Source organism: Enterobacter sp. JBIWA005, assembly GCF_019968805.1.
Taxonomy (GTDB): domain Bacteria; phylum Pseudomonadota; class Gammaproteobacteria; order Enterobacterales; family Enterobacteriaceae; genus Enterobacter; species Enterobacter vonholyi.
Genome location: NZ_CP074159.1, coordinates 4,066,716 through 4,090,131 on the forward strand (window position 1 = coordinate 4,066,716; position 23,416 = coordinate 4,090,131).

A 23,416-nucleotide genomic window follows, 5' to 3' on the forward strand; every position below is an offset into this window, starting at 1 on the left:
AAGTACGCCCTCGCTTTAAAGGTTGGCAGCCCCATCGCCGACACCAATCAAACGAATTAAGTGTGGATACCGTCTTATGGAGCAAAACCCGCAGTCACAGCTGAAACTTCTTGTCCAACGTGGTAAGGAGCAAGGCTATCTGACCTATGCCGAGGTCAATGACCATCTGCCGGAAGATATCGTCGATTCAGATCAAATCGAAGACATCATCCAAATGATCAATGACATGGGCATTCAGGTGATGGAAGAAGCACCGGATGCCGATGATCTGTTGCTGGCTGAAACCTCCAACAACACTGACGAAGATGCGGAAGAAGCTGCTGCACAGGTACTGTCCAGCGTGGAATCTGAAATCGGGCGTACCACTGACCCGGTCCGCATGTACATGCGCGAAATGGGTACCGTTGAACTGTTGACCCGCGAAGGCGAAATTGACATCGCAAAACGCATCGAAGACGGGATCAACCAGGTTCAGTGCTCTGTCGCCGAGTACCCGGAAGCGATCACCTATCTGCTGGAGCAGTACGATCGCGTTGAAGCGGAAGAAGCGCGCCTGTCTGACCTGATCACCGGTTTTGTCGACCCGAACGCTGAAGAAGATATGGCGCCTACCGCCACTCACGTCGGTTCTGAACTGTCTCAGGAAGAGATGGATGATGACGAAGACGAAGATGAGGAAGAGAGCGACGACGACACCGCGGACGATGACAACAGCATCGACCCGGAGCTGGCACGTGAGAAGTTTGCCGAGCTGCGTACCCAGTACGAAGTGACGCGTGACACCATCAAAGCGAAAGGCCGCAGCCACGCTGCCGCTCAGGAAGAGATCCTGAAGCTGTCTGAAGTATTCAAACAGTTCCGCCTGGTGCCAAAACAGTTCGACTACCTGGTAAACAGCATGCGCGTGATGATGGATCGCGTACGCACCCAGGAACGCATCATCATGAAGCTGTGCGTTGAGCAGTGCAAAATGCCGAAGAAGAACTTCATCACCCTCTTCACCGGTAACGAAACCAGCGAAACCTGGTTCAACGCGGCTATCGCGATGAACAAGCCGTGGTCTGAAAAACTGCACGACGTGAAGGACGATGTGCATCGCGGCCTGCAGAAACTGCATCAGATTGAAGAAGAGACCGGCCTGACCATCGAGCAGGTTAAAGACATCAACCGTCGTATGTCCATCGGTGAAGCGAAAGCTCGCCGTGCGAAGAAAGAGATGGTTGAAGCGAACTTGCGTCTGGTTATCTCTATCGCCAAGAAATACACCAACCGTGGCCTGCAGTTCCTGGATCTGATTCAGGAAGGCAACATCGGTCTGATGAAAGCGGTAGATAAGTTTGAATACCGTCGTGGTTACAAGTTCTCCACCTATGCAACCTGGTGGATCCGTCAGGCGATCACCCGCTCTATCGCGGATCAGGCGCGCACCATCCGTATTCCGGTGCATATGATTGAGACCATCAACAAGCTCAACCGTATTTCCCGCCAGATGCTGCAGGAGATGGGCCGCGAGCCGACGCCGGAAGAGCTGGCCGAGCGCATGCTGATGCCGGAAGACAAGATCCGTAAAGTTCTGAAGATCGCCAAAGAGCCAATCTCCATGGAAACACCAATCGGTGATGATGAAGATTCGCATCTGGGTGATTTCATCGAGGATACCACCCTCGAGCTGCCGCTGGACTCTGCCACCACCGAGAGCCTGCGTGCTGCGACACACGACGTTCTGGCTGGCCTGACCGCTCGTGAAGCGAAAGTCCTACGTATGCGTTTCGGTATCGATATGAACACCGACCACACGCTGGAAGAAGTGGGTAAACAGTTCGACGTTACCCGCGAACGTATCCGTCAGATCGAAGCGAAGGCGCTGCGTAAGCTGCGTCATCCAAGCCGCTCTGAAGTGCTGCGTAGCTTCCTGGACGACTAACCTGTCCTGACCGTAAAAAAGCTCCCTTCGGGGAGCTTTTTTTTTGTTTATTCCCTCTCCCTGTGGAAGAAAGTCAGGGGTGAGAGCATCAGGCAGCAGAGGATTAAAGCCCCCGCACCATCAGCGCCTCATCAAGCTCCCTGTACGCCTCCACCAGCTTATCCAGCGTCGCCCTGTTGAGCCCGCTCGGATTCGGCAGCACCCAGACCTGCGTTACACCGATAGTAATGTTCTGCTTACCCCACTTAGCACCGCGCTGGCTGAAAGCCTGCTCGTAGGCCTGCTTACCGAGGATCGCCAGCGCGGCCGGCTGATAGTCTTCTATTTTCTTCACCAGCTCACGCCCGCCGCTTCGCAGCTCATGGAGGTTGACCTCACTTGCCTGTACAGTCGGACGTTCGACCAGCATGGTAATTCCGCAGCGCGTATCCAGCAGGTGCTGTTCCTCTTCGGGCTTGAGTAACCTGTCGGTAAACCCGGCCTGGTAAATCACCTTCCAGAAGCGATTCCCCGGATGGGCGAAGTGAAAACCGGTGTGCGCCGAGGACTTGCCCGGGTTAATTCCGCAGAACACCACCCGCAGGCCAGGGGCCAGAATATCGTTGATCATCTTTACTCCCGCTGATACATCGTTATGGAAGTATAAAGGATTGATTATGCGTTGTTTATAAAAACAGCAGGCAGGTGCGAATGGCTGGATTGCTGCGGGGAGTTACTTTATAATTCACCGCCACGGCCCCTTAGCTCAGTGGTTAGAGCAGGCGACTCATAATCGCTTGGTCGCTGGTTCAAGTCCAGCAGGGGCCACCAAATTTAAGCTGTAGAATCATATGATTAAGCCACTCCAGCGAGTGGCTTTTTTCTATGTTACTGACAGCTGCCCTTTATCGTCCCCTCCTTCTTAACTGAGCCCGTTCCCAATCCAGACCCCACTGTATGATGCAGAGCACAACAGGCTTAACTTCACCTCGACGACCACCTTGTGGGTCAGTTTTATGATTAGCTTTTGTAGCGAGTGAAATGCCGGTAAATTTTTTTCGTTGCCAAAATGGCGAGTACGCCCAGGAGAATTGAAGCTAAGCCAAGGAAAATTAGTAAAGAAAGGAGATGACTGAACAAGCCGCCAAAGCTTGTGAAATCACTCAATCGTGCAAACTGCTCCGGAGTGAGTACACGAACGACGATCTCTGGAATAGTTAGAAAGAAAATAATTACTACCAGAACATAAATTGCCACCCTACCGCTTTTTTTCATTATCTTCCTTGCCCCCTATGACAATGATGATCAATTATTGACAGGGTCATGTTACAACAAGGGAAATTACAATGGCAGACGGCTATGCAAAAATGAAGCTGCAATCATAAAGGAATTTAGCTCTGGCGCTAACCAAAGCATTGCGAGAAATACAAGCCACCAATATGAGCACTATCGAAAATCTGAAGCTTGGTACACAGCGTTTAATCAACTATGGCTCGTGCTTGATACCAGACGATTACTACCGCAATGCCTGTCGCGAGCTAATAAATGAGGACCGCCGTCTAACATTAGCACTTGCTGAAATCTATAATCGAAACGATGTTGCTCTTGATATGGTTGAGATTTACTTTCGGAAAACTCTTAAAATACTTGGAGAGAAAAAAAGTAGCAATCTCGCTGTCTTTCTTAAAAGGGAATTAGGCGATAAGGCTTATGAGTACGCCGAAAAATCCAGCAAACTAGCTCTGTCCTTAACTATTGCAAAACTGATAATCAGTAGTGGTGATTTTCATGAGTCGCATATCAGAATGGTCAATTCATTATCATCAATGTATGTTAACGGCGCCATAATCTATTCGAAAGCGCAGGTAGCTGCATTAGCGGCTAATAAGCTAAAATTCCAGGATTCAGCATATTATCAGGCCTTGTACCAACAGAATCTTGAGATGCTTTACTTTCTTATTGAACCAGAAATGACAAAAATAATTTATCAAGTTGAATCAGGTGGAAACAATGAGGAAATAATTGGGGATGCTTTATATGAGTTATTAAAAAGATGAAACGAGCAATATTATGGTTTCTGCAGTCCTATATCTATTACATCCCTATAGCACTCATCGTTGCTGGTGCTTATATATTCGCACGTTTCCTGCCTGACTATTTTGGCATTCTTACCTTTGCATGGATCATCATTGTTACCTATTTTTATGTAAAACATAATCGTTGGTTCTGATGGGAGCAGGGAAATCAACAGCCCTCACGCGCGCAAAAAAAAGCCAACCCCGTAATCTTCAGGGGTTGGCCCTATCTTAAAGCTGCGACAATCTCACCATGTTAAAACACTCACGCATGTCCAGCATAGATTCGTTAGAAACGATATGTGCCTTCAATCGATATACAGATGCTCAACTGGCGTGTAGCTATGCCTGGATCTAACGTGAAATCAGATAATTTTACGCAAGCCGTATTCACGGCCAGGATTGTCCTGCCTGCTGCCTGAGTATTCCTTCTCTTACCCCAACACTGCCCGCCCCCCAAGACGGGAACTGGTATCCATCTGGTACCCATCTCTTTGGCCTACTGCCTAATCTGCAGATATTTTACCGAACCGTAATGCCTTTACTTGCGTATTTTGCGTAGGGATCCGCCTTGCTTTAGAGATTATCACCTTATATTTCAATTGCTTATATTTAACCTTAAAAAGCAACTCTCTTATTCTCCTGTTAAGCACCCATCTTCACACTCTGTAAATTCTAAAGAAATCCCCCATCGCGCCGATCATCATCCGTGTGTATTATTTCCTGTAGCTTTTACAACAACTAACCTTAACTCAAATACTTAAGCGCGAAAGCGAAAGGCATCATGAGCACACCGATCAAACGGCTAGAAATCATTAAAAATGCCATTGAGCTGGAAGATGACGACATCATCCAGAGCCAGCTGACACGCCTGAAAAATGAAGCGTTTGACGATGAGCTACAGGCAATCGTCGTGGCGCTTGAGGGAAAAAACTACACCGAGGCTATGGCGGCCATTACCGCCTGGCTGCAGGGCCAGCGCGCCGTGACCCAGTGGCGCGATCCGCAGGTGGCGGCCAGCAAGCTCGAGCTGAAGGCGCTGGAAGAGCGCCTGCGCGATCTGATTGACCGCCGCAACGCCCGCGTGCAGCAGCTTGATGAATTCAACGATCTCTATTTCTCCCGCCTCGGGCCGTTGATGCAGCAGATCCTCGCCCTGCGTAAAACCCTGGCCGAGCTTAACCTGCGTCGTCAGCAGGCGGAAGCGCGTCGTCGCGAGGAAGATTACCGTCGCTGCCAGCGCTATATGGCGCAGGCGGTAGAAGTACTGGCGACGCTTACCCAGCGCTGGCGCGATCTCCCGGCCGACTCCGTGCAGGCAGCCGAGGCGCGTAAACATCTGGAGCAGCAAAGTAATCTCATCGCCAACCTGCTGGCCGAAGCGCTGGAGCTGGAGAGCGGCTTAACGCGTGAAGAAGAGCCTGCGCGTCAGGCTCGCGACGAGGCCAACGAAGAGTACGAGAAGTATCGCGAACAGCATCACGATGCCGAAGTGCGGCTGCGTAAAGGAAAGCATCTTTCGGAAGAAGATCAGAACGAACTCAAGCGTCTCTGGCGGCAGGCGAGCAAGCTCTGCCACCCGGATCTGGTGGCAGACGATCTGAAAGAAGAAGCCAACAACATGATGGTACAGCTTAACCAGGCGAAGCAGCGCGGCGATGTGAAAGCCATTCGTTCGCTGGTGGCCCGCCTGCAGCAGGGCTTCGAGCCATTGATGGCAAGCGACAGGCTGAACGATCTGGAACGTATCCGCAAAAAAATGGCGCAGGTCCGCGAGCAGATCGACATTTTAGTAAATGAGCTGGCGGAGCTGGAGAAAGAGGAGTCCTGGCTTCTGGTCTCGTCGCTGAGCAATATGGAAGCGTACTTCGCTCAGCAGGAGAAAGCGCTGCACGAGGTCCGCGCCTCGCTCGAACATCAGGTGAGCGAAGCGCAGCTGGATTCCGCCGCGTGACTATTTGGCGTGCCAGTATGCGCTGGCACGCACCAGCTGTGGGTCAATGCCGTCGGTTTCAAACTGACGGCTCAGGCTTTTCACCACCTTTCCTTCCCCGGTCAGCCAGATAAAGTAATCGTCCCCCGGAACGGTCAGCGCAGCCAGATGATCTGCGACTGCCTGCTCGCTGTGGCCCACCACCCAGGTGATGTTGAACTCGCTCAGGTGCGCCAGATAGTCCTTATAGGATTCATCCCCAACCGTCACGACCGCGTGAACGTCCGGGCGAACCGGCAGTTGCGCAATGCTCTCTAAGCGTCGACGCAGCGCGGGCATACCGGACTCATCGCACACGTACAGCTGCCAGGCGTAATCCTCCGGCACCACCAGCGAGCCGCGCGGGCCGCCGATGGTCAGCTTGTCTCCCGCTTTCGCCTCAATCGCCCAGCTGCTGGCAATGCCGCCGTCATGAATGAAGAAATCGAGAACCAGCTCATGATTTGCCTCGTCGTAGAGCGGCGTATAGTCGCGCGCCTGCGGACGCACGCCGTCGCCCCAGTCGATGCCTTCTTCGGTAACCACCGGCGGCACGAACGTCGCCCCGGGTGCCGGGAAAAAGACTTTGGTATGGTCGTCGAAACCGCGGGAGCTAAAGCCCTCCAGCGCCTCGCCGCCTAAAACAATGCGCTGGAAACCCGCGCTGGCGCGCTCAACGCGGAGTACCGTCAGCTCGCGAAAACGCAGGTCATTACGAACGCGCTGTGGGTAACGGGTAGTTGCCATTTTTAGCCCCTTCTCTGGTGAATACGATATATCTAAATCAATTTTCAAATGATAATGATTACTAATAAGTAAAAATGCAAGATCTTTTAGATTGCATCTGAATATATCTTAGATACACTTTAGATATATCAAAATGAAGGGCATACTATGCGACACGAACATGAGGGCGGCGGGCGGCGGCCGCGCTTTTTCGGCCACGGCGATCTGCGGCTGGTGATTCTGGATATCCTGACCCGCAACGCGAGCCACGGCTACGAGCTGATCAAAGAGATTGAGAACCTGACCCAAGGGAATTACACCCCGAGCCCAGGGGTCATCTATCCAACCCTGGATTATCTTCAGGATCAGACGTTTATCACCATTACGGAAGAAGAGAACGGTCGTAAGAAGATTGCGATTACCGCTGAAGGACAACGCTGGCTGGACGAAAACCGGGAACAGCTGGAACAGATCCAGGTGCGTATCAAAGCGCGTTCTGTCGGTTTTCAGCTACGCAAAAACCCGCAGATGAAGCGGGCGCTGGATAACTTCAAAGCGGTGTTAGACCTGAAGGTGAATCAGGGAGAGCTCAGCGACGCGCAGCTCAAGCAGATTATCGGCGTGATTGACCGCGCGGCGCTGGAGATCTCCCAGCTGGATTAAGCCGGAGCGTGCTCGCTCACGCGGAAGACGCGTACCAGCTCTTTCAGGTGCATCGCCTGTTCATTAAGCGATGCCGCCGCCGCGACGGACTCCTCCACCAGCGCGGAGTTCTGCTGGGTGGTGGCATCAATCAGGCCAATCGCGCTGTTAATCTGCGAGATACCTTCCGTCTGCTCGTGGCTAGCCTGGCGGATTTCCCTCAGAATCACGTCCATCTCTTCTACGTTGCCGACCATCCCGTTGATCAACGCACTCGCTTTTTCAACCAGGTTCATCCCGTCCTGGGTCTGGCTGGTAGAGCTCTCAATCAGCTCGCGGATTTCGCTGGCAGACGACGCGCTCTTCTGGGCAAGCTGACGCACTTCACCGGCCACCACCGCAAAACCGCGACCGTGCTCACCGGCGCGCGCCGCTTCCACCGCCGCGTTGAGCGCCAGAATGTTGGTCTGGAAAGCAATGGCGTCGATCAGGTCGATAATGTCGGACATCCGGTTGGACGTCTCGTTAATCAGGCGCATTTTGCTGGTCACCTGCTTCATCATCTCACCGTTGTTTTTGACCACCGTGGCGGCATCAGCCGAGAGGTTGGTCGCTTCCCCGGTATGCGAGGCGGTATTTTTCACCGTCGCGGTAATCTGCTCCATCGAGGCGGCGGTCTGTTCAACGGAACTTGCCTGCTCTTCCGTGCGCGCAGCCAGATCCTGATTCCCGGCGACAATCTGCGCGGCGGCGCTGGAGATATTCTCCGAGCCGGTTTGCACCTGCTGCACGATGTCCAGCAGTCGCGTTTTCATCTCCATTAGCGCGTGCAGCAGCAGACCCGTTTCGTCTTTGCCGTGCGGCGTGATGCTGCCGGTCAGGTCGCCCTCTGAAATCGCTTTAGCAAAATGCACCGCCTCGCCGAGCGGGCGGGTGATAGCACGCACGATGAACCAGCCAATCAGGCTGCCGACCGCGACGCTAAAGAGGGTGATCAGTATCAGCAGCAGGCGGTTAGACCGGAAATCCCCTTCCACCTGCGCGCCAGCGCTCTGCATCTCGCTGTTTTGAATGGTAATCAGCTCCTTCACCTTCGCTTTATAAGCCTGCTGCACGGCGAGGGTGGTGGTCATCATCTCCTGAATGGCGCCCGCACGATTGTTGTTCTGCACCGCCTGCAAAATGCGGTAGCGCGAGTCCAGATACTGCTGACGCACGCTGCGGATCTCCGCCAGCACCTGCTGAGACTTTTGATCCTGCAACGCGGTGTTCAGCTCTCCCAGGATCACCGTGATATGCTCGCTGATCTCTTTCAGGCGCTGCTGAGATTGCCCAGTGTAGGTGCCCTGCTCGTCCAGCAGCATCAGCTGTTGAGTGCTAATAAATTCCTGGAAGTTATCAATTAACTGGTTCGCTTTTACCGTGGTCGGATAATCACTGGTAATAATGGATTGCATCCCGTTATTAGCCCGGTTCAGACTCAGCAGAGACAGGCTCGCGCTGATCGCCATCAGGACAATAAAGAACCCAAACGCCAGAAATAATTTCGTGCCGATCTTTACGTCATGTAAGAACATATTTTCTCCATCGATGTGATTATTTCTCAGACGATCGCTGTTATCGGTAACGATTTCGCTAACTTTATGAGTTTGATCGTTTTTTTATTTCATAACCCACACAATGGATAGGTAGAGACTATTAATATTGCCCCATTGATCGTTACCAGACCACCAGAGAGGCATTTTTCAAAATAGCCTTCTGGATAATTGACTTAGGCAGGGATAAATAACTGAGGTACTTTCTTTAGTTATTTAATATTAGATTAACAATAAAATACATTAATAGTCACAAGCAGAAAATAAAAAGCCGTTTATTCCTTACGAAATAAACGGCTTTTTTTGGAACATTACTGGCTCAATGAAGCACAGTCACCGCATCCTTGAGACGTCCGGCGCGATGCTTCACCATCGCAGAAATGTGTGCGCTCTCCTCGACCAGGTCGGCGTTTTTCTGCGTAATGCTGTCGAGTTCAGCCACCGCGCGGGTCAGCTCAGAGAGTCCGGTTGCCTGCTCGGAGGTCGCGTGGCTGATCTGGGCGATAAGCTGCGTCACGTTTTTCACCTGTACCACAATATCATCCATCGTACGGCCTGCGGCATGCACCTGCTCAGAGCCGGACTGCACCTTGCTGGCGCTGGCATCAATGAGTTTACGAATATCATTCGCGGCACTGGCGCTGCGGCTGGCGAGATGGCGGACTTCGCCCGCGACCACGGCAAAACCTTTGCCCTGCTCGCCTGCCCTAGCCGCTTCAACCGCCGCGTTCAGCGCCAGAATATTGGTCTGGAAAGCGATGTCGTTAATCAGGGAGGTAATTGAGCCAATTCGCTGCGTGCTGTCGGCAATATCATCCATCGTTTTAACGACGGTCTGCATCGCATTGCCTCCTTTTGTCGCCGCGCTGCTCGCGGCCACGGAGAGTTTGTCCACCTCGGCGGCGGTTTCGGAGTTACTCTGAACGGATGCGGCCATCTGGTTCATTGTCGCGACGGTCTGCTGCACGTTCGCTACGGTCTGACGCGTCCGATCGTTCAGATCTTCATTTCCCTGCGCCAGCCTGTCGCTGCCGTCGCGGACGCTAACCACCTGGCTCGACACGTCATTAATCAACCAGCGGCACATCAGGCCAAGCTGCCCTACCGCGCGCAGCGTCAGCCCCAGCTCGTCGCTGCGGTTCAGATGCTGCACGCTGTTGCGCTCACCGGTTGCGACCTTCAGCGCCTGTCGCGCCACATTCTCTACCGGGCGGACAATTTGTTGCTCAAAGAGCAGCGTCCCCAGCAGCATCACCACCGCAGCAGCAACGAGCGGCATCCACCCGGCGGAGGTCACCGCCAGGGTGGAGGCGAGTAGGGCAAAGAGCACCGCCATCACGCTGCGCACGCGCCAGCGCAGCGGCATAGCAGGCAGTTTGCCCAGCCAGCCTTTTCCAACCACCAGCCCCTTGTACACACGTTTCTTACAGCTCCCGTCGTTGAGCGCCCGGTAGAGCGGTTCCACGGTGGCAATCTCTTCCGCCGTGGCTTTGGTGCGGATGGACATATAGCCCGTGACCTGCCCGTGGCGCACCATCGGCACTGCGTTAGCACGCACCCAGTAGTGATCGCCGTTTTTGCGCCGGTTTTTGACAATCCCACTCCACGGTTCGCCCTGCTGCAGCGTGTACCACATATCGGCAAACGCGGCTTTTGGCATGTCGGGGTGGCGTACCAGATTGTGCGGCTGGCCCGTCAGCTCATCAAGCTGGTAGCCGCTCACCTGCACAAAAGTGTCGTTGGCGTGCGTGATGTAGCTGTGGACGTCTGTGGTAGACATTAAGGTGGTGTCATCGTCCAGTGAATATTCATTCTGGGTGACATAGGTTGGAGAGGACATCGTGGGCATCCCTTGCAGGTTATTTGAATGTTAATTTTGTGGGTCAATGTTTTTTCGGCGGTAAACAATTTATCTTTAGTTGTTAAACTTGATGAAGATCGCAGATTTCACTTAAACCATACTTTTTGTACGATTTTATAATTCATTGATTTCAAATACTTTCGCAAAGAAATTACCTATAAAGCATGACCAGTTAACGCCCACTTAAGTTGCACCGAATGCACTTCTTTAGTGCAGTTGCGCTTTTTCGCCCCCAATTATCTTTATCTGTCCTGTACCGCTAAATCCCGTTTCGGTTGCTTCGGCATGATTAAATATTGTGCAACATTATTTTAACCTGGCGTTTATCCCGATTTTCGTTAAGGCATCTGAAGTGGCGTAATCCCTGCAATACTTAAACCAGTATCATGTGATACGCGATCCCCGGGAGCACATTTTGAACAGGTTACCTTCCAGCGCCTCGGCTCTTGCCTGTACCGCGCACGCACTGAATCTCATTGAGAAGCGAACGCTTGATCATGAGGAGATGAAACAACTTAACCGAGAGGTCATCGATTACTTTAAAGAACACGTCAATCCAGGGTTTCTGGAGTATCGCAAATCTGTTACCGCCGGCGGGGATTACGGAGCCGTAGAGTGGCAAGCGGGGAGTCTTAACACGCTTGTCGACACCCAGGGACAGGAGTTTATCGATTGCCTTGGTGGTTTTGGTATCTTCAACGTGGGGCACCGTAATCCAGTTGTGGTTTCCGCCGTACAGAATCAACTTGCGAAACAACCTCTCCATAGCCAGGAACTGCTCGACCCGCTTCGCGCCATGCTCGCGAAAACGCTGGCGGCCTTAACGCCCGGCAAACTGAAATACAGCTTCTTTAGCAACAGCGGCACGGAATCGGTCGAAGCGGCGATAAAGCTCGCCAAAGCGTACCAGTCGCCGCGCGGGAAATTCACCTTTATCGCTACCAGCGGCGCGTTCCACGGTAAATCCCTGGGCGCACTGTCCGCTACCGCCAAATCCACCTTCCGCAAACCGTTTATGCCGCTGCTGCCGGGCTTCCGCCACGTGCCGTTCGGCGACATTAACGCCATGCGCACCGTGCTCAGTGAATGCCGTAAAACCGGCGATGACGTGGCGGCGGTGATCCTGGAGCCGATTCAGGGTGAAGGCGGCGTGATCCTCCCTCCTCAGGGCTATCTGCCTGCCGTGCGTCAGCTGTGCGATGAGTTTGGCGCTTTGCTGATCCTCGACGAAGTTCAGACCGGGATGGGGCGCACCGGCAAGATGTTTGCCTGCGAGCACGAGAACGTGCAGCCGGACATACTGTGCCTGGCGAAGGCGCTTGGCGGCGGCGTGATGCCGATTGGCGCGACGGTTGCTACTGAAGAGGTGTTCTCGGTGCTGTTCGACAACCCGTTCCTGCATACCACCACCTTTGGCGGTAACCCGCTGGCCTGCGCGGCGGCTCTTGCGACCATCAACGTGCTGCTGGAGCAAAACCTGCCCGCGCAGGCGGAGCAGAAAGGCGACATGCTGCTGGACGGCTTCCGTCAGCTAGGCCGGGAGTATCCGGATCTGGTGCAGGATGCGCGTGGTAAAGGGATGCTGATGGCAATTGAGTTTGTCGACAACGAAATCGGCTATAGCTTTGCGAGCGAGATGTTCCGCCAGCGGGTGCTGGTGGCCGGAACGCTCAACAACTCGAAAACCATCCGCATTGAACCGCCGCTGACTCTGACGATTGAGCAGTGCGAGCAGGTGCTGAAAGCGGCGCGTAAAGCGCTGGCAGCGCTGCGGGTGAGCGTGGAAGAGGCGTAAAAAATCACCGGGCCTACAGGCGTTTGTAGGCCCGGTTTTTTAGCGGTGAAATTCCGCCACCGTCATGGTGAAGCGAAGCACGGTATCGCCCTCATTGGCGTAGCCGTGCGCCGCTTCCGTTTTCGCCACAGCCGATGCGCCAGCGTTAACCTGGGTTACCGTCTCATCCACCGTCAGCGTTAAAACGCCTTCGTTCACGTGCAACAGCTCAAAGGTTCCCGCCGGGTGCCCCGGAGAGGTAAAACGCTCCCCCGGCTGCATCTCCCATTGCCATAACTCAATCATATCCGGGCCTGCCGTTCCCGCCAGCAGTCTGGCGCGTCCACCCTGTTCGCCCTGCCACAGCACCGGAATAGTCTCTTCTTCGATAACATGCACCAGCGGCTCGCTGGAGACGTTAACGATATCCGCCACTGAGATACCGAGCGCGGCAGCCAGTTTGCACAAGATGGCGATACTGGGGTTGGCTGCGCCCTTTTCGATCTCTACCAGCATGCCTTTGCTGACGCTTGCGCGGCGGGACAGCTCGTCCAGAGATAGCTTTTTCTCTTTGCGCCAGTTGCGTATGCGGTTCGCCACGGCCAGGCTTACCTGGGCAACATCGGCCCCGTGCGCAGTCATTATATTGACTTTATCAGTCATTGGTCACTACCATGGTATAAAACAGTCAATACAGGATTATTTATGTCTCTCGTTACGCCGTCAATAGACTCGCGTCTTGCCGGGATTGCCCCAGGCTTTCGGGCGCTGAGCATTCTGGTTGAAGCTGCGCCAATTACCCACCCGGAGGTGGCGGCTGCCGCGCTGGCGCAGGCCTGCCAGCAGATGATTAATGATGATGTGCCCTGGGCTGATGCGCACCTTTCAGGCTGGGATGAAGTGTTTAAAGCCTTCGGCGCGAAACCGAAACGCACGCCCTGCTCGGCATCCGCCCTGCGTAAGCGGGTCCTGAAAGATGGCTCGCTGCCGCCGCTGGATCCGGTGGTGGATATCTATAACGCGGTGAGTATTCGCTACGCCATTCCGGTCGGCGGAGAAAATCTCGCGGCTTATTCGGGCACGCCGCGTCTGACGCTTGCCGACGGCAGCGAGCCATTTGATACCTTCAAAGAGGGACAACCGGTGGTGGAACATCCGGAACCGGGCGAGGTTATCTGGCGCGACGATACTGGCGTCACCTGCCGCCGCTGGAACTGGCGCCAGGGGATACGGACGCGCCTCGATAGCCAGGCGCAATCCATGTGGTTTATTCTTGAAAGCCTGCCGTCGATGCCGCTTGCGGCGCTGGATGAGGCGGGAGATGAGCTGGTCAACAACCTGCAGCGGCTGATGCCGGGGGCCACGGCTCAGGTTCAGATGCTGACGCTGTAAGAGGACAACACGATGTTTTACGGGTTAAGCGCTTTTCCGTTAACGCCCCTGAAAGAGGGGACGTTTGACGAGCAATCCTTCATCAATCTTCTGCGCCCCGTGGTCGACGCTGGCGTGGATTCTCTGGGCATTCTCGGCTCAACGGGAAGCTATGCCTATCTGACCGTAGAAGAGCGCGGTCGGATCGCACGCTGCGCGGTGGCGCATGCTGATGATATTCCGGTCATCGTCAGCATTGGCGCACTCCGGCTGGACGATATACTGCGTCTGGCTGACGACGCGCAGGCGGCAGGTGTCTCCGGCGTGCTGATGGCCCCCGTGTCCTACCAGCGATTAACGGAAGACGAAGTGTTTAATCTCTATGAAACGGTGACCCGCCAGCTCTCCATACCGTTGTGCATTTACGATAATCCGGCCACCACCGGGTTTGCGTTTAGCGATGAATTGTTATTTGCCGTCGCGGGCCTGCCGAATGTAGGATCCATTAAGCTTGGTCGCGTGCCGGAAGACCTGTCGCAGGTACGCGACCGTCTTCCTGAGACAGTCACGCTGGGCATCGCCGGCGACTGGCGAGCGGCCTCTGCCCTGCAGGCAGGGTTTGACGTCTGGTACTCGGTGCTCGGCGGATTGTTCCCGCAAACAGCGCTGGCGATTGCGCGTTCGAAAGAGACTGCCCAATCCGAGCGGTTAGAGCCACTGTGGGAATTGTTCCGTCGCTATGGCAGCTTACGGGTTATCGCGGCGGCGGCAGAGATGATGGGAAAAGTGGCTGCACCCGCGTTGCCGTTCCCCTTGCAGGCGGTTCAGGGTGAGCCGCGTGAAGCGCTCGCGAGATTACTTGCCCATCTGGAGCTGGTTTGAAAAATGCCGGGTGGCGCTGCGCTTACCCGGCCTACAACACTTTTATAACGCCTGTTACTCCGGCAACAACCCAACAAAGCTGCGCTTTTTACGCGGCTCCGACATCAGCTCCTCAAGCTTCTCCACGCACGCCAGATAGTGCGGGGTTTGCTTGTGAGCCAGCACCGCCTCTTCGTCTTTATAGGCTTCGTAGATAAAGAACCGGGTTTTTACCCTAGGGTCCTGCAATACGTCAAAACGCAGGTTCCCCGGCTCCTGGATTGCGCCCTCGTGGTTGGCGCGAAACACTTCCAGAAACTCGTCCACCCGCTCTGGCTTAATGTTGATCTCTACCAGCGTCACGTTCATTTTGCTTCTCCCTGTTTCTCTTCCTGCCAGAACTGGAACGCATCGCGGGCATTCCAGCTCTCGTGAACCACTTTTTTCACCGCCTTGAGCATGGCGAGCGGCGCACTGGACTGGAAGATGTTGCGCCCCATGTCCACGCCGGATGCCCCCTGGTCGATCGCGCGCCAGCACATCTCCAGCGCCTCGTGCTCAGGAAGCTTTTTGCCCCCGGCGATGACGATCGGCACCGGGCAGCTGGCGGTCACTTTTTCAAAGCCCTCGTCCACGTAATAGGTTTTAACGAACTGCGCCCCCATTTCGGCGGCAATGCGGCTGGCCAGCGAGAAATAGCGCGCGTCGCGCGCCATCTCTTTGCCGACGCCCGTCACCGCCAGCGTCGGCATGCCGTAGCGCGCGCCAGCGTCCACCAGCTTGATGATGTTATTAATCGACTGATGCTCAAACGGGCTTCCGATATAGACCTGCGCTGCCACCGCGCAGACGTTCAGGCGCAACGCGTCTTCCATCGCCACCGCCACGCACTCGTTGGAGAGTTCGCCCAGAATCGAGTTACCGCCGGAGGCGCGCAGAACCACCGGTTTGTTCGTCGCGGCGGGTACCTGGCTCCTGAGGATGCCGCGGGTGCACATCAGCACGTCGGTTTCACCAAACAGCGGCGCGATGGAGAGATCGATACGCTCAAGACCGGTAGTCGGCCCCTGAAAGTAGCCGTGGTCAAAGGCCAGCATCACCGTACGGTTGCTCTGCGGATTGAAGATGCGCGCCAGCCGCGACTGCATACCCCAGTCCAGCGAGCCGCAGCCCTTCAGGGTGAACGGCACATTTTGCTGCGGCGTGCCGATGCCAAAATCCTTGCCGTCTTTGATGTCGTCTAAATCAGCCATTTGCTCCCCCGTCAGAAATCGTATTTGCTGATGTTCTCTTTGGTGAACACCACGCGTTCCGGCAGCAGCACGATGCCGTTGCCCTTCGCCTCATACTGGTAGCCCTGCACGCTGTTCGGCTCGACCTTCAGCGCCCCGATGTTTTTTACGTCCACGCTGTCGCCGACGTTAAGATCGCCTTTTTTAAGCAAACGATCGGCGACATTGACCGCAATTTTGCCCTGTTGCACCACGTCCCACAGGCCGAAGGCCTTCACCGTGCCGCGCTCAACGTACGGGCGCATCACGTTTGGCGTGCTAAACCCGACAATCGCCACCCCTTCCCGCTTCAGGTTTTCCGCCGCCTGCGCCGCCGCCGGCAGCGCGTTGGCGTCCGGGGCGATAATCGCATCCAGATCCGGGTAGGCTTTTAAGATCCCTTCGGCGGTTTGCAACGATTTGGTGGCGTCGTTATAGCCAAACTGGGTCGTTACGATCTGCCACTGGGGATGATCTTTCTCGATTTTGGCCTTCGCCTCTTTCACCCACTGGTTCTGGTCGGTGACGGTGGGGCTTGAGTAGAAGAACGCCACTTTGGCATTCGGTTTGGTGACCTGCTTGCCCGCCATCTCCACCAGCAGGCCGCCCAGCTGTTCCGGCGTCCCCTGGTTGATGTAGATGCTGCGGCACTCCGGCTTGGTGTCGGAATCCCAGGTTAGAACCTTGACGCCGCGCTGCATCGCGCGCTTAAGCGCCGGACACAGCCCGTCCGGCGACACGGCGGAGACAATAATGGCGTTATAGCCCTGGTTGACGAAGTTATTGATGAGCTGCACCTGGCCGGAAACGCTCGGCTCGGTCGGGCCGTCGTAGGTCACATCCACGCCAAGATCTTTCCCCGCCTCTTTCGCGCCGTTGCCGCCGCTGGTGAAGAAGCCCACGCCCACCAGCTTCGGGATAAAGGCAATGCGGTCCGCCGCCTGCGCCGAAGCGAAGCTGAGGGCCATTGCCAGGACGAGCAGTTTTGTTTTCATCTTACGCTCCGGATAGTTTTCTAAAGAGAGAACGCACCCACTCGCGGTGCAGACTCAGCGAACGTCCCATCACCACCACAACCAGCAGCGCCCCTGACAGCGCGCTCGACACCTGGTTGGGGATACCGACCATCTGTAAACCCTGCTGCAGATAGCCCACCAGCAGCGCCGCCAGCGCCGTACCGACAACCGAACCTGAACCGCCGTAGATATTGGCTCCGCCGAGCACGGCGGCGGTGAGCGCGGGCATCAGTAAATCGCGCCCAAGATCCGAACGTGCGGAGCCGAAATAGGAGACCATGACCAGCGCGGCAATCGCGGAGGCAACGCCCACCAGGCCGTACAGCGCGTAGGGCATGCCGTTCACCGACAGCGCCGCATAGCGTGCCGCACGCGGATTTTGGCCAATCAGGAACAGATGACGGCCAAAGCGCCCCCGGTGGGTAATGAGCCAGAAGAAGACGGTGATTACCGCGAACAAGACCAATGGGATCGGCAGGCCCAACACCGTGAGGTTAGCGAACGCCGTGAAGCCGTCCGGGAAACCGCTGATTCCCTCGTAGCCCGTGGCCCCCGCCATGCCGGAGAGCAGCAGCGCCCCGCCGCCGTAGAGGTAGAGCGTGCCGAGGGTGATAACCAAAGGGCTGATGCCGGTGTAGTGGATCAGCGCCGCATTCACCAGCCCGCACAGCAGGCCGAGCAGCAGCGTCAGCGGAATGGTGACCGCCATCGGCCAGCCCGCCTGCATCATCACCCCCAACGCGATGGCGCACAGGCCGATGGTCGAGCCGAGGGAGATGTCGATCCCGCCGCTGATAATCACCAGCGTGAGCGGCAGCGCCACAATGCCGATGCAGATGAAGTCGCTGGTGCTGAAAAGCAGCATGTTGATATCGAGCATGCGCGGGTTGATGGCCCCGAAAAGCAGGATCTCCAGCACCAGCAAAATGAGCAGCGCGCTTTCCCAGTTAAGCCTCATTTACGCCACCTCTTTTTTACGTTTGGGAAAGGGGGTGACGTGCTTTCCCCCTCTGTTACCCGGCTGGAAACGACCGTACTTCAGCGCCCGCTGATGCCGCGCCAGCGCCTGGCGCAGACGCCCGTCGAGCACCAGCACGCCCAGCAGCACCAGCCCGGCGATAAAGTCGTTCCACCAGGCAGGAAGCCTGAACAGCACCAGCACGGTGTCGATTTGCGTCAGGAAGAACGCACCGAGCAACGCGCCGATCAGCGTGCCCGTGCCGCCCAGCAGCGAAATGCCACCGAGCACGCAGGCGGCGATGGCCTTCATCTCCAGCCCGCTGCCGGTCTGGTTGGGCACAAAGCCAATCTGCGCGGCAAAGACGATCCCGGCGCAGGCCGCCAGCATGCCGTTGAGGGTGAAGGCGATCATGCGGGTCCGGTTCACCGCCACGCCCAGCTGGCGTGCGGCGGCAAGGTTATCCCCCACCGCGTAGAAATCACGCCCGAACGCGGTGCGCGACAGCGTCCACGCGCCTGTGGCCGCGATGGTCAACACCACCATGCCAAGGGGCGACACGCCGACGGCGGCAGGCTCAGAGAGGGATTTCAACCCCGGCGGCAGCCCTTCAATCCACTTTCCTCCCGTCCAGAGCAGCATCGCCCCGCGGTACAGCCCCAGCGTGCCGAGGGTCGCGACAATCGCCGGAATGCGCAGCCCCACCACCAGAAAACCGTTGAACGCCCCGGCCAGCGCCCCGATCGACAGTGCGAAGAGAATGGAAACGGGCAGGCTGTAGCCGCCGTTCAGCGCCACGCCGACGGCGATGGCGGACAGCCCGACGGTTGAACCCACGGAAACGTCGATATTGCGGGTCAGCATCACCAGCGCCGCGCCGATAGCCAGCAGGATCAGGATCTGCGAGCTGGCGAAAATCATCCCCAGCGTCTGCAGGCTGAAGTAAGAGGGATTAAGCGCCACCAGCACGGCGAACAGCGCCAGAATGGCGAGAAACGCGCTTAGCTCGCGGTTTTTCAGTAAGGTCTTCATGATTGTCCCCCGAACGCCAGCGCCATCATGCGATCGAGGCTGACGGCATGGCGCGGTAGTTCGCCGCTGAGCACGCCCTGGTGCATCACCAGCACCCGGTCCGCGAGGCCCGGAAACTCATCGAGATCGCTTGAGATCATCAGCACCGCCACGTTCTGCGCCGCCACGCTTTTGATAAGCTGGTAGATATCGGCGCGCGCCGAGACGTCCACGCCGCGCGTCGGCTCGTCGACGATCAGCAATAACGGGTTGGCCTCCAGACAGCGTGCAAGCAGCACCTTCTGCTGATTGCCGCCGGAGAGCGTGCGCACGGTTTGATCCGCATGGTTGAACTTGATCCCCAGCGCCCGGTGATAGCGCTCCACCACCGCGGACTCTCTTTTCCGCTGCTGCCAGAGCGACGGCTCGTTCAGCGCCACGGTGTTCCAGCGGATCGGCGCGTCGAGGAACAGGCCGGATACCTGCCTGTCTTCCGGCAGGTAAACCAGGCCTTTTTCCAGTCGCAAACGCACCGGCTCGCCGGTGATCTCCTGATTTTCCAGCCAGATGCGGCCCCCGCGTACCGGCCGGAGGCCGTAAAGGGTTTCGGCAAACTCGGTACGTCCGGATCCGACCAGCCCGGCCAGGCCGACGATCTCCCCGGCGTAGATCTCAAGGCTCAGATCGATAAACCCTTCTCCGGTCAGGTCCTCTACCCGCAGCACCGAAAAATCCTGCGGCTGGGTGCGGCGGTTGCCCGGCAGTGCCAGCCACAGCTTTTGCGTATCGCTCAGGGATTTCTCGCGGCTCACCGGCGTCATGGCGGCGATCAGTGCGCTATCGTCAAACTGCGCGGTTTCGCCGCTCAGCACCACCGCGCCGTCGCGCATCACCGAGACGTGGCTCGACAGCATGCGAATTTCCGGCAGCTTATGGGAGATAAACACGATCCCGACGCCGAGTGCCTGCAGGGCGCGGATCTGGCGGAACAGCCGTTCGGTTTCGCCCGGCGTGAGGGAGGCCGTGGGCTCGTCGAGGATCAGGATCCTGGCGTTGCGCATTAATCCGCGCAGGATCTCCACCATCTGCTGATCCGCCACTTCCAGGGTGCTGGCGGCGGCGTCGAGGTTGAGCTGGCAATGCAGTTGCTCAAGCTTCTCCTCCAGCCGTTTTTCCCGATCGCGTTCGCGCGGCAGGCGGAACAGGATGTTTTCCCGCACCGTAAGGTTGGGGAACAGCAGCGGCTCCTGCGGCACCAGGTAAATGCCGAGCCTGTGCGCCTGCACGGGCGTCAGCCGCGCATATGACTGCCCCTCGACGGAAAGTTCACCGCTGTCCGGCGTCTCGACTCCGGCGATGATCTTCATCAGCGTCGATTTTCCCGCGCCGTTTCCGCCCATCAGCGCGTGCACCTGGCCCGCAAGCAGCGTGAAATCAATGCCTTTCAGAACCGGCACGCCTGAGAACTGCTTGCTGATATTCCGCGCGTCGAGAAGTGGTGTCATCATCGCTCCGCTATTGAACAAATGATTTTTAGATTTAATAATGTTCAAAAGCGTAGACGGTGAACTATATTTACAACCGTGCAGGGATCACAGTTTTATCGATTGAGATTCAGATAAACCAGAAACGATCGAAATGATCCGTTTTGTCGCGTGGCTCACACTTTCCCTCCGCGTCATCACGAACATATGATCTAAATTTTTATAAGAGTTCAACTATGAGCGATAAACGCACTGCGGAAGAAGGACGGTTTGCCGGGCTGGCGCTGGCGGAAGAAGAGCTGGTGGCGCGCGTAGCCTGGTGCTACTACCACGACGGGCTGACCCAGAACGATATCGGCGAGCGGCTCGGGCTGCCGCGTTTGAAGATTTCTCGCCTGCTGGAAAAAGGCCGTCAGTCAGGGGTGATCCGCGTGCAGATTAACTCCCGCTACGAGGGCTGCCTGTCGCTGGAAACCGAGCTACAGCAGCGCTTTGGCCTGAAGCTGGTACGCGTGATGCCCGCCTTAAATACGCCGCCGATGAACGTGCGGTTAGGCATTGGCGCGGCGCAGTCGCTGATGGGCGTGCTGGAACCCGGCCAGCTGCTGGCGGTGGGGTTCGGTGAAACCACCATGAGCAGCCTGCAGCACCTGAGCGGCTTTATCAGCTCGCAGCAGATCCGCCTCGTGACGCTCTCCGGCGGCGTCGGGCCATATATGACCGGTATCGGCCAGCTGGACGCGGCCTGCAGCGTCAGCATGATCCCCGCCCCGCTTCGCGTGTCATCCGCTGAAGTCGCCGGGATCTTAAAACGCGAAACCAGCGTGCGGGACGTGATCCTCGCCGCCACCGCCGCCGACGTCGCGGTGGTTGGCATTGGTTCGGTGAACCAGCGCCGCGACGCTACGATACTGCGATCCGGCTATATCAGCGAAGGTGAACAGCTGATGTATGCCCGCAAAGGCGCGGTCGGCGACATTCTCGGCTATTTCCTCAATGCCGAAGGTGAATGCGTTGAGGAGCTGGAGATCCATAAAGAATTACTCGGCGTCTCGCTTGATGAGCTGGCGCAGCTGCCCACCATCGTTGGCGTAGCCGGAGGGGAAGAGAAAGCCGATGCGATTTATGCCGCACTGAAGGGTCGACGTATCAATGGCCTGGTGACGGAGGAGACGACAGCCCGCGCGGTGCTGGCTCTGGCCAAATGAGAGCTCGCCCTGCGCTAACAGCGAGGCAAGCTCATGAGTTACCTTTTAGCGTTAGATGCAGGGACAGGCAGCGTTCGCGCCGTTATTTTCGATTTACAGGGCAACCAGATTGCCGTCGGTCAGGCCGAGTGGAAGCACCTGAGCGTTGAGAACGTGCCGGGGTCGATGGAGTTCGACCTCGAGACCAACTGGCAGCTGGCCTGCCGGTGCATTCATCAGGCGCTGTCGCGCGCGAATCTGACCGCGGCAGATATTCAGTCCGTTGCCTGCTGTTCAATGCGCGAAGGGATCGTGCTGTATGACCGCAACGGCGAGGCCATCTGGGCCTGCGCTAACGTCGACGCCCGCGCCAGCCGCGAAGTGGCCGAACTCAAAGAGATCCACGATGACCGTTTTGAATCCGAAGTATATGACGTCTCCGGCCAGACGCTGGCGCTGAGCGCCATGCCGCGCCTGCTGTGGCTGGCGCACCATCGTCCGGATATTTACCGCAACGCCGCGACCATCACCATGATCAGCGACTGGCTGGCGGCGAAGCTCTCCGGCGAGCTGGCGGTCGACCCGTCTAACGCGGGCACCACCGGCATGCTGGATCTGTTTTCCCGCAACTGGCGTCCGGCGCTGCTCGACATGGCCGGGCTGCGCGCCGATATCCTCTCCCCGGTGAAAGAGACCGGCACCGTACTGGGTGCTATAAACCGGGAGGCCGCGCTGCAGAGCGGCCTGCGCGAAGGCACGCCGGTGGTGATGGGCGGCGGCGACGTGCAGCTGGGCTGCCTGGGGCTGGGCGTGGTCCGCGCCGGACAAACGGCGGTACTGGGCGGTACCTTCTGGCAGCAGGTGGTCAACCTGCCGCAGGTGCGCACCGATCCTGAGATGAACATCCGCGTGAACCCGCACGTCATTCCCGGCATGGCGCAGGCGGAGTCGATCAGCTTCTTTACCGGGCTGACCATGCGCTGGTTCCGCGACGCCTTCTGCGCGGAGGAAAAGCTGATTGCCGATCGTATGGGGATGGACACCTACTCCCTGCTGGAAGAGATGGCGAGCCGCGTGCCGGCGGGTTCCCACGGGGTGATGCCGATCTTCTCCGACGCGATGCATTTTAAGCAGTGGTACCACGCCGCGCCGTCGTTTATTAACCTCTCCATCGACCCGGAAAAATGCAACAAAGCGACGCTGTTCCGCGCCCTGGAGGAGAATGCGGCGATCGTCTCGGCCTGCAACCTGGCGCAGATTTCGCGCTTCTCCGGCGTAACGTTTGAAAGCCTGGTGTTTGCGGGCGGCGGTTCCAAAGGCGCTCTGTGGAGCCAGATCTTAAGCGACGTAACCGGCCTGCCGGTGCGCGTGCCGGAAGTGAAAGAGGCGACGGCGCTCGGCTGCGCGATTGCGGCAGGTGCTGGCGCGGGGCTGTTTGCCGATATGGCCTCAACGGGCGAACGGCTGGTGAAGTGGAGCCGCGAGTTCACGCCGAACCCGCAACACCGGGAGCTGTACGACGGCATGATGCAGAAATGGCAGGCAGTGTACGCCGACCAGCTCGGGCTGGTGGACAGCGGGCTGACGACCTCGATGTGGCAGGCTCCGGGGCTGGTGCGGGCAGCGGCGCCGTAAATAACGCCGGATGGCGCTACGCTTATCTGTTCTGGGGTTTTGTAGCCCCGGTAAGCGCAGCGCCACCGGGGAAG

21 protein-coding genes and 1 tRNA gene are annotated in these 23,416 nt (G+C 57.0%); 10 read left to right on the forward strand and 12 right to left on the reverse strand.

Going from position 1 to position 23,416, the window contains the following annotated elements; genetic code table 11:
- The first annotated feature begins 76 nt into the window (after window positions 1-76).
- The gene (gene rpoD, locus KGP22_RS19305; RefSeq protein WP_023309228.1) at window positions 77-1,924 is read left to right on the forward strand and encodes an RNA polymerase sigma factor RpoD; all 1,848 of its coding nucleotides are present in this window, start codon (window positions 77-79) and stop codon (window positions 1,922-1,924) included.
- A 103-nt stretch (window positions 1,925-2,027) separates the two neighbouring features.
- Here rpoD and mug read toward each other — a convergent pair whose 3' ends face one another.
- The gene (mug, locus tag KGP22_RS19310; RefSeq protein WP_006812011.1) at window positions 2,028-2,534 is read right to left on the reverse strand and encodes a G/U mismatch-specific DNA glycosylase; all 507 of its coding nucleotides are present in this window, start codon (window positions 2,532-2,534) and stop codon (window positions 2,028-2,030) included.
- A gap of 124 nt (window positions 2,535-2,658) precedes the next feature.
- Here mug and KGP22_RS19315 point away from each other — a divergent pair.
- Window positions 2,659-2,734, forward strand: a tRNA-Ile gene (locus tag KGP22_RS19315).
- A gap of 189 nt (window positions 2,735-2,923) precedes the next feature.
- Here KGP22_RS19315 and KGP22_RS19320 read toward each other — a convergent pair.
- Entirely contained in the window at window positions 2,924-3,178 is a 255-nt protein-coding gene (locus KGP22_RS19320; RefSeq protein ID WP_223580538.1) for a hypothetical protein, read from the reverse strand.
- A 164-nt stretch (window positions 3,179-3,342) separates the two neighbouring features.
- Between KGP22_RS19320 and KGP22_RS19325 the strand changes: the two genes are divergently transcribed.
- Together KGP22_RS19325 and KGP22_RS19330 are read left to right on the forward strand one after the other, a co-directional pair.
- Window positions 3,343-3,960 (forward strand): hypothetical protein, encoded by a 618-nt coding sequence (locus KGP22_RS19325; protein WP_223580540.1) that lies wholly within the window; start codon window positions 3,343-3,345, stop codon window positions 3,958-3,960.
- Window positions 3,961-4,762: 802 nt separating this feature from the next.
- Entirely contained in the window at window positions 4,763-5,932 is a 1,170-nt protein-coding gene (locus tag KGP22_RS19330) for a DNA repair protein (protein ID WP_111964916.1), read from the forward strand.
- Here KGP22_RS19330 and KGP22_RS19335 read toward each other — a convergent pair whose 3' ends face one another.
- Window positions 5,933-6,697, reverse strand: a complete 765-nt coding sequence (locus KGP22_RS19335; protein WP_111964917.1) for a siderophore-interacting protein — start codon at window positions 6,695-6,697, stop codon at window positions 5,933-5,935.
- Window positions 6,698-6,844: 147 nt separating this feature from the next.
- Between KGP22_RS19335 and KGP22_RS19340 the strand changes: the two genes are divergently transcribed.
- Entirely contained in the window at window positions 6,845-7,339 is a 495-nt protein-coding gene (locus tag KGP22_RS19340; RefSeq protein ID WP_111964918.1) for a PadR family transcriptional regulator, read from the forward strand.
- Here the strand turns inward: KGP22_RS19340 and KGP22_RS19345 are convergent.
- Both KGP22_RS19345 and KGP22_RS19350 read right to left on the reverse strand, forming a co-directional pair.
- Window positions 7,336-8,895: a methyl-accepting chemotaxis protein gene (locus KGP22_RS19345; RefSeq protein WP_111964919.1), complete on the reverse strand. Its 1,560-nt coding sequence runs from the start codon at window positions 8,893-8,895 to the stop codon at window positions 7,336-7,338. The genes KGP22_RS19340 and KGP22_RS19345 overlap by 4 nt on opposite strands.
- Before the next feature lie 337 nt (window positions 8,896-9,232).
- Window positions 9,233-10,753, reverse strand: coding sequence for a PAS domain-containing methyl-accepting chemotaxis protein (locus tag KGP22_RS19350; RefSeq protein ID WP_111964920.1), 1,521 nt, complete (start codon window positions 10,751-10,753; stop codon window positions 9,233-9,235).
- A gap of 436 nt (window positions 10,754-11,189) precedes the next feature.
- On the opposite strand from KGP22_RS19350, the gene ygjG reads away from it, so the two are divergent.
- Window positions 11,190-12,569: a putrescine aminotransferase gene (gene ygjG / locus KGP22_RS19355; RefSeq protein ID WP_168708009.1), complete on the forward strand. Its 1,380-nt coding sequence runs from the start codon at window positions 11,190-11,192 to the stop codon at window positions 12,567-12,569.
- Between the two features lie 39 nt (window positions 12,570-12,608).
- Here ygjG and KGP22_RS19360 read toward each other — a convergent pair whose 3' ends face one another.
- Entirely contained in the window at window positions 12,609-13,211 is a 603-nt protein-coding gene (locus tag KGP22_RS19360; protein ID WP_115876309.1) for a helix-turn-helix domain-containing protein, read from the reverse strand.
- A 42-nt stretch (window positions 13,212-13,253) separates the two neighbouring features.
- On the opposite strand from KGP22_RS19360, the gene KGP22_RS19365 reads away from it, so the two are divergent.
- Together KGP22_RS19365 and KGP22_RS19370 are read left to right on the forward strand one after the other, a co-directional pair.
- Complete coding sequence (locus KGP22_RS19365; protein ID WP_111964922.1) at window positions 13,254-13,940, forward strand: B3/4 domain-containing protein; 687 nt, start codon at window positions 13,254-13,256, stop codon at window positions 13,938-13,940.
- Between the two features lie 12 nt (window positions 13,941-13,952).
- Window positions 13,953-14,801 carry a dihydrodipicolinate synthase family protein gene (locus KGP22_RS19370; protein WP_111964923.1) on the forward strand — a complete coding sequence of 283 codons (849 nt, stop codon included), beginning with the start codon at window positions 13,953-13,955 and terminating at the stop codon, window positions 14,799-14,801.
- A 54-nt stretch (window positions 14,802-14,855) separates the two neighbouring features.
- On the opposite strand, the gene lsrG is transcribed toward KGP22_RS19370, so the two are convergent.
- From lsrG to lsrA, 6 genes are read right to left on the reverse strand one after another with little or no spacing between them, the layout of a single operon-like run.
- Window positions 14,856-15,149, reverse strand: coding sequence for a (4S)-4-hydroxy-5-phosphonooxypentane-2,3-dione isomerase (lsrG, locus tag KGP22_RS19375; RefSeq protein ID WP_111964924.1), 294 nt, complete (start codon window positions 15,147-15,149; stop codon window positions 14,856-14,858).
- Window positions 15,146-16,033, reverse strand: a complete 888-nt coding sequence (gene lsrF, locus KGP22_RS19380) for a 3-hydroxy-5-phosphonooxypentane-2,4-dione thiolase (protein ID WP_111964925.1) — start codon at window positions 16,031-16,033, stop codon at window positions 15,146-15,148. Before lsrF ends, lsrG begins: the two co-directional genes overlap by 4 nt.
- An 11-nt stretch (window positions 16,034-16,044) precedes the next feature.
- The gene (lsrB, locus tag KGP22_RS19385; RefSeq protein ID WP_111964926.1) at window positions 16,045-17,046 is read right to left on the reverse strand and encodes an autoinducer 2 ABC transporter substrate-binding protein LsrB; all 1,002 of its coding nucleotides are present in this window, start codon (window positions 17,044-17,046) and stop codon (window positions 16,045-16,047) included.
- A gap of 1 nt (window position 17,047) precedes the next feature.
- A complete protein-coding gene (lsrD, locus tag KGP22_RS19390) occupies window positions 17,048-18,025 on the reverse strand; it encodes an autoinducer 2 ABC transporter permease LsrD (RefSeq protein ID WP_111964927.1) in 978 nt (325 codons plus the stop codon).
- Entirely contained in the window at window positions 18,026-19,057 is a 1,032-nt protein-coding gene (gene lsrC, locus KGP22_RS19395) for an autoinducer 2 ABC transporter permease LsrC (protein ID WP_111964928.1), read from the reverse strand.
- On the reverse strand, window positions 19,054-20,541 hold the full coding sequence (lsrA, locus tag KGP22_RS19400) for an autoinducer 2 ABC transporter ATP-binding protein LsrA (RefSeq protein ID WP_223582481.1): 1,488 nt from the start codon (window positions 20,539-20,541) through the stop codon (window positions 19,054-19,056). Before lsrA ends, lsrC begins: the two co-directional genes overlap by 4 nt.
- 215 nt (window positions 20,542-20,756) lie before the next feature.
- Between lsrA and lsrR the strand changes: the two genes are divergently transcribed.
- Together lsrR and lsrK are read left to right on the forward strand one after the other, a co-directional pair.
- Window positions 20,757-21,728, forward strand: coding sequence for a transcriptional regulator LsrR (gene lsrR, locus KGP22_RS19405; protein ID WP_008503156.1), 972 nt, complete (start codon window positions 20,757-20,759; stop codon window positions 21,726-21,728).
- Window positions 21,729-21,761: 33 nt separating this feature from the next.
- Window positions 21,762-23,342 carry an autoinducer-2 kinase gene (gene lsrK, locus KGP22_RS19410; protein ID WP_111964930.1) on the forward strand — a complete coding sequence of 527 codons (1,581 nt, stop codon included), beginning with the start codon at window positions 21,762-21,764 and terminating at the stop codon, window positions 23,340-23,342.
- Window positions 23,343-23,416: the final 74 nt, after the last annotated feature.

Bases quoted from the DNA above. Each gene is read 5' to 3' on its own strand.
- KGP22_RS19320 (WP_223580538.1), bottom strand. From the start codon at position 3,178: ATGAAAAAAAGCGGTAGGGTGGCAATTTATGTTCTGGTAGTAATTATT.
- KGP22_RS19340 (WP_111964918.1), top strand. From the start codon at position 6,845: ATGCGACACGAACATGAGGGCGGCGGGCGGCGGCCGCGCTTTTTCGGC.
- lsrK (WP_111964930.1), top strand. From the start codon at position 21,762: ATGAGTTACCTTTTAGCGTTAGATGCAGGGACAGGCAGCGTTCGCGCC.
- KGP22_RS19330 (WP_111964916.1), top strand. From the start codon at position 4,763: ATGAGCACACCGATCAAACGGCTAGAAATCATTAAAAATGCCATTGAG.
- KGP22_RS19360 (WP_115876309.1), bottom strand. From the start codon at position 13,211: ATGACTGATAAAGTCAATATAATGACTGCGCACGGGGCCGATGTTGCC.
- mug (WP_006812011.1), bottom strand. From the start codon at position 2,534: ATGATCAACGATATTCTGGCCCCTGGCCTGCGGGTGGTGTTCTGCGGA.
- lsrR (WP_008503156.1), top strand. From the start codon at position 20,757: ATGAGCGATAAACGCACTGCGGAAGAAGGACGGTTTGCCGGGCTGGCG.
- lsrB (WP_111964926.1), bottom strand. From the start codon at position 17,046: ATGAAAACAAAACTGCTCGTCCTGGCAATGGCCCTCAGCTTCGCTTCG.
- KGP22_RS19325 (WP_223580540.1), top strand. From the start codon at position 3,343: ATGAGCACTATCGAAAATCTGAAGCTTGGTACACAGCGTTTAATCAAC.
- rpoD (WP_023309228.1), top strand. From the start codon at position 77: ATGGAGCAAAACCCGCAGTCACAGCTGAAACTTCTTGTCCAACGTGGT.
- KGP22_RS19365 (WP_111964922.1), top strand. From the start codon at position 13,254: ATGTCTCTCGTTACGCCGTCAATAGACTCGCGTCTTGCCGGGATTGCC.
- lsrD (WP_111964927.1), bottom strand. From the start codon at position 18,025: ATGAGGCTTAACTGGGAAAGCGCGCTGCTCATTTTGCTGGTGCTGGAG.
- lsrG (WP_111964924.1), bottom strand. From the start codon at position 15,149: ATGAACGTGACGCTGGTAGAGATCAACATTAAGCCAGAGCGGGTGGAC.
- lsrC (WP_111964928.1), bottom strand. From the start codon at position 19,057: ATGAAGACCTTACTGAAAAACCGCGAGCTAAGCGCGTTTCTCGCCATT.
- lsrF (WP_111964925.1), bottom strand. From the start codon at position 16,033: ATGGCTGATTTAGACGACATCAAAGACGGCAAGGATTTTGGCATCGGC.
- lsrA (WP_223582481.1), bottom strand. From the start codon at position 20,541: ATGACACCACTTCTCGACGCGCGGAATATCAGCAAGCAGTTCTCAGGC.
- KGP22_RS19335 (WP_111964917.1), bottom strand. From the start codon at position 6,697: ATGGCAACTACCCGTTACCCACAGCGCGTTCGTAATGACCTGCGTTTT.
- KGP22_RS19345 (WP_111964919.1), bottom strand. From the start codon at position 8,895: ATGTTCTTACATGACGTAAAGATCGGCACGAAATTATTTCTGGCGTTT.
- KGP22_RS19370 (WP_111964923.1), top strand. From the start codon at position 13,953: ATGTTTTACGGGTTAAGCGCTTTTCCGTTAACGCCCCTGAAAGAGGGG.
- KGP22_RS19350 (WP_111964920.1), bottom strand. From the start codon at position 10,753: ATGTCCTCTCCAACCTATGTCACCCAGAATGAATATTCACTGGACGAT.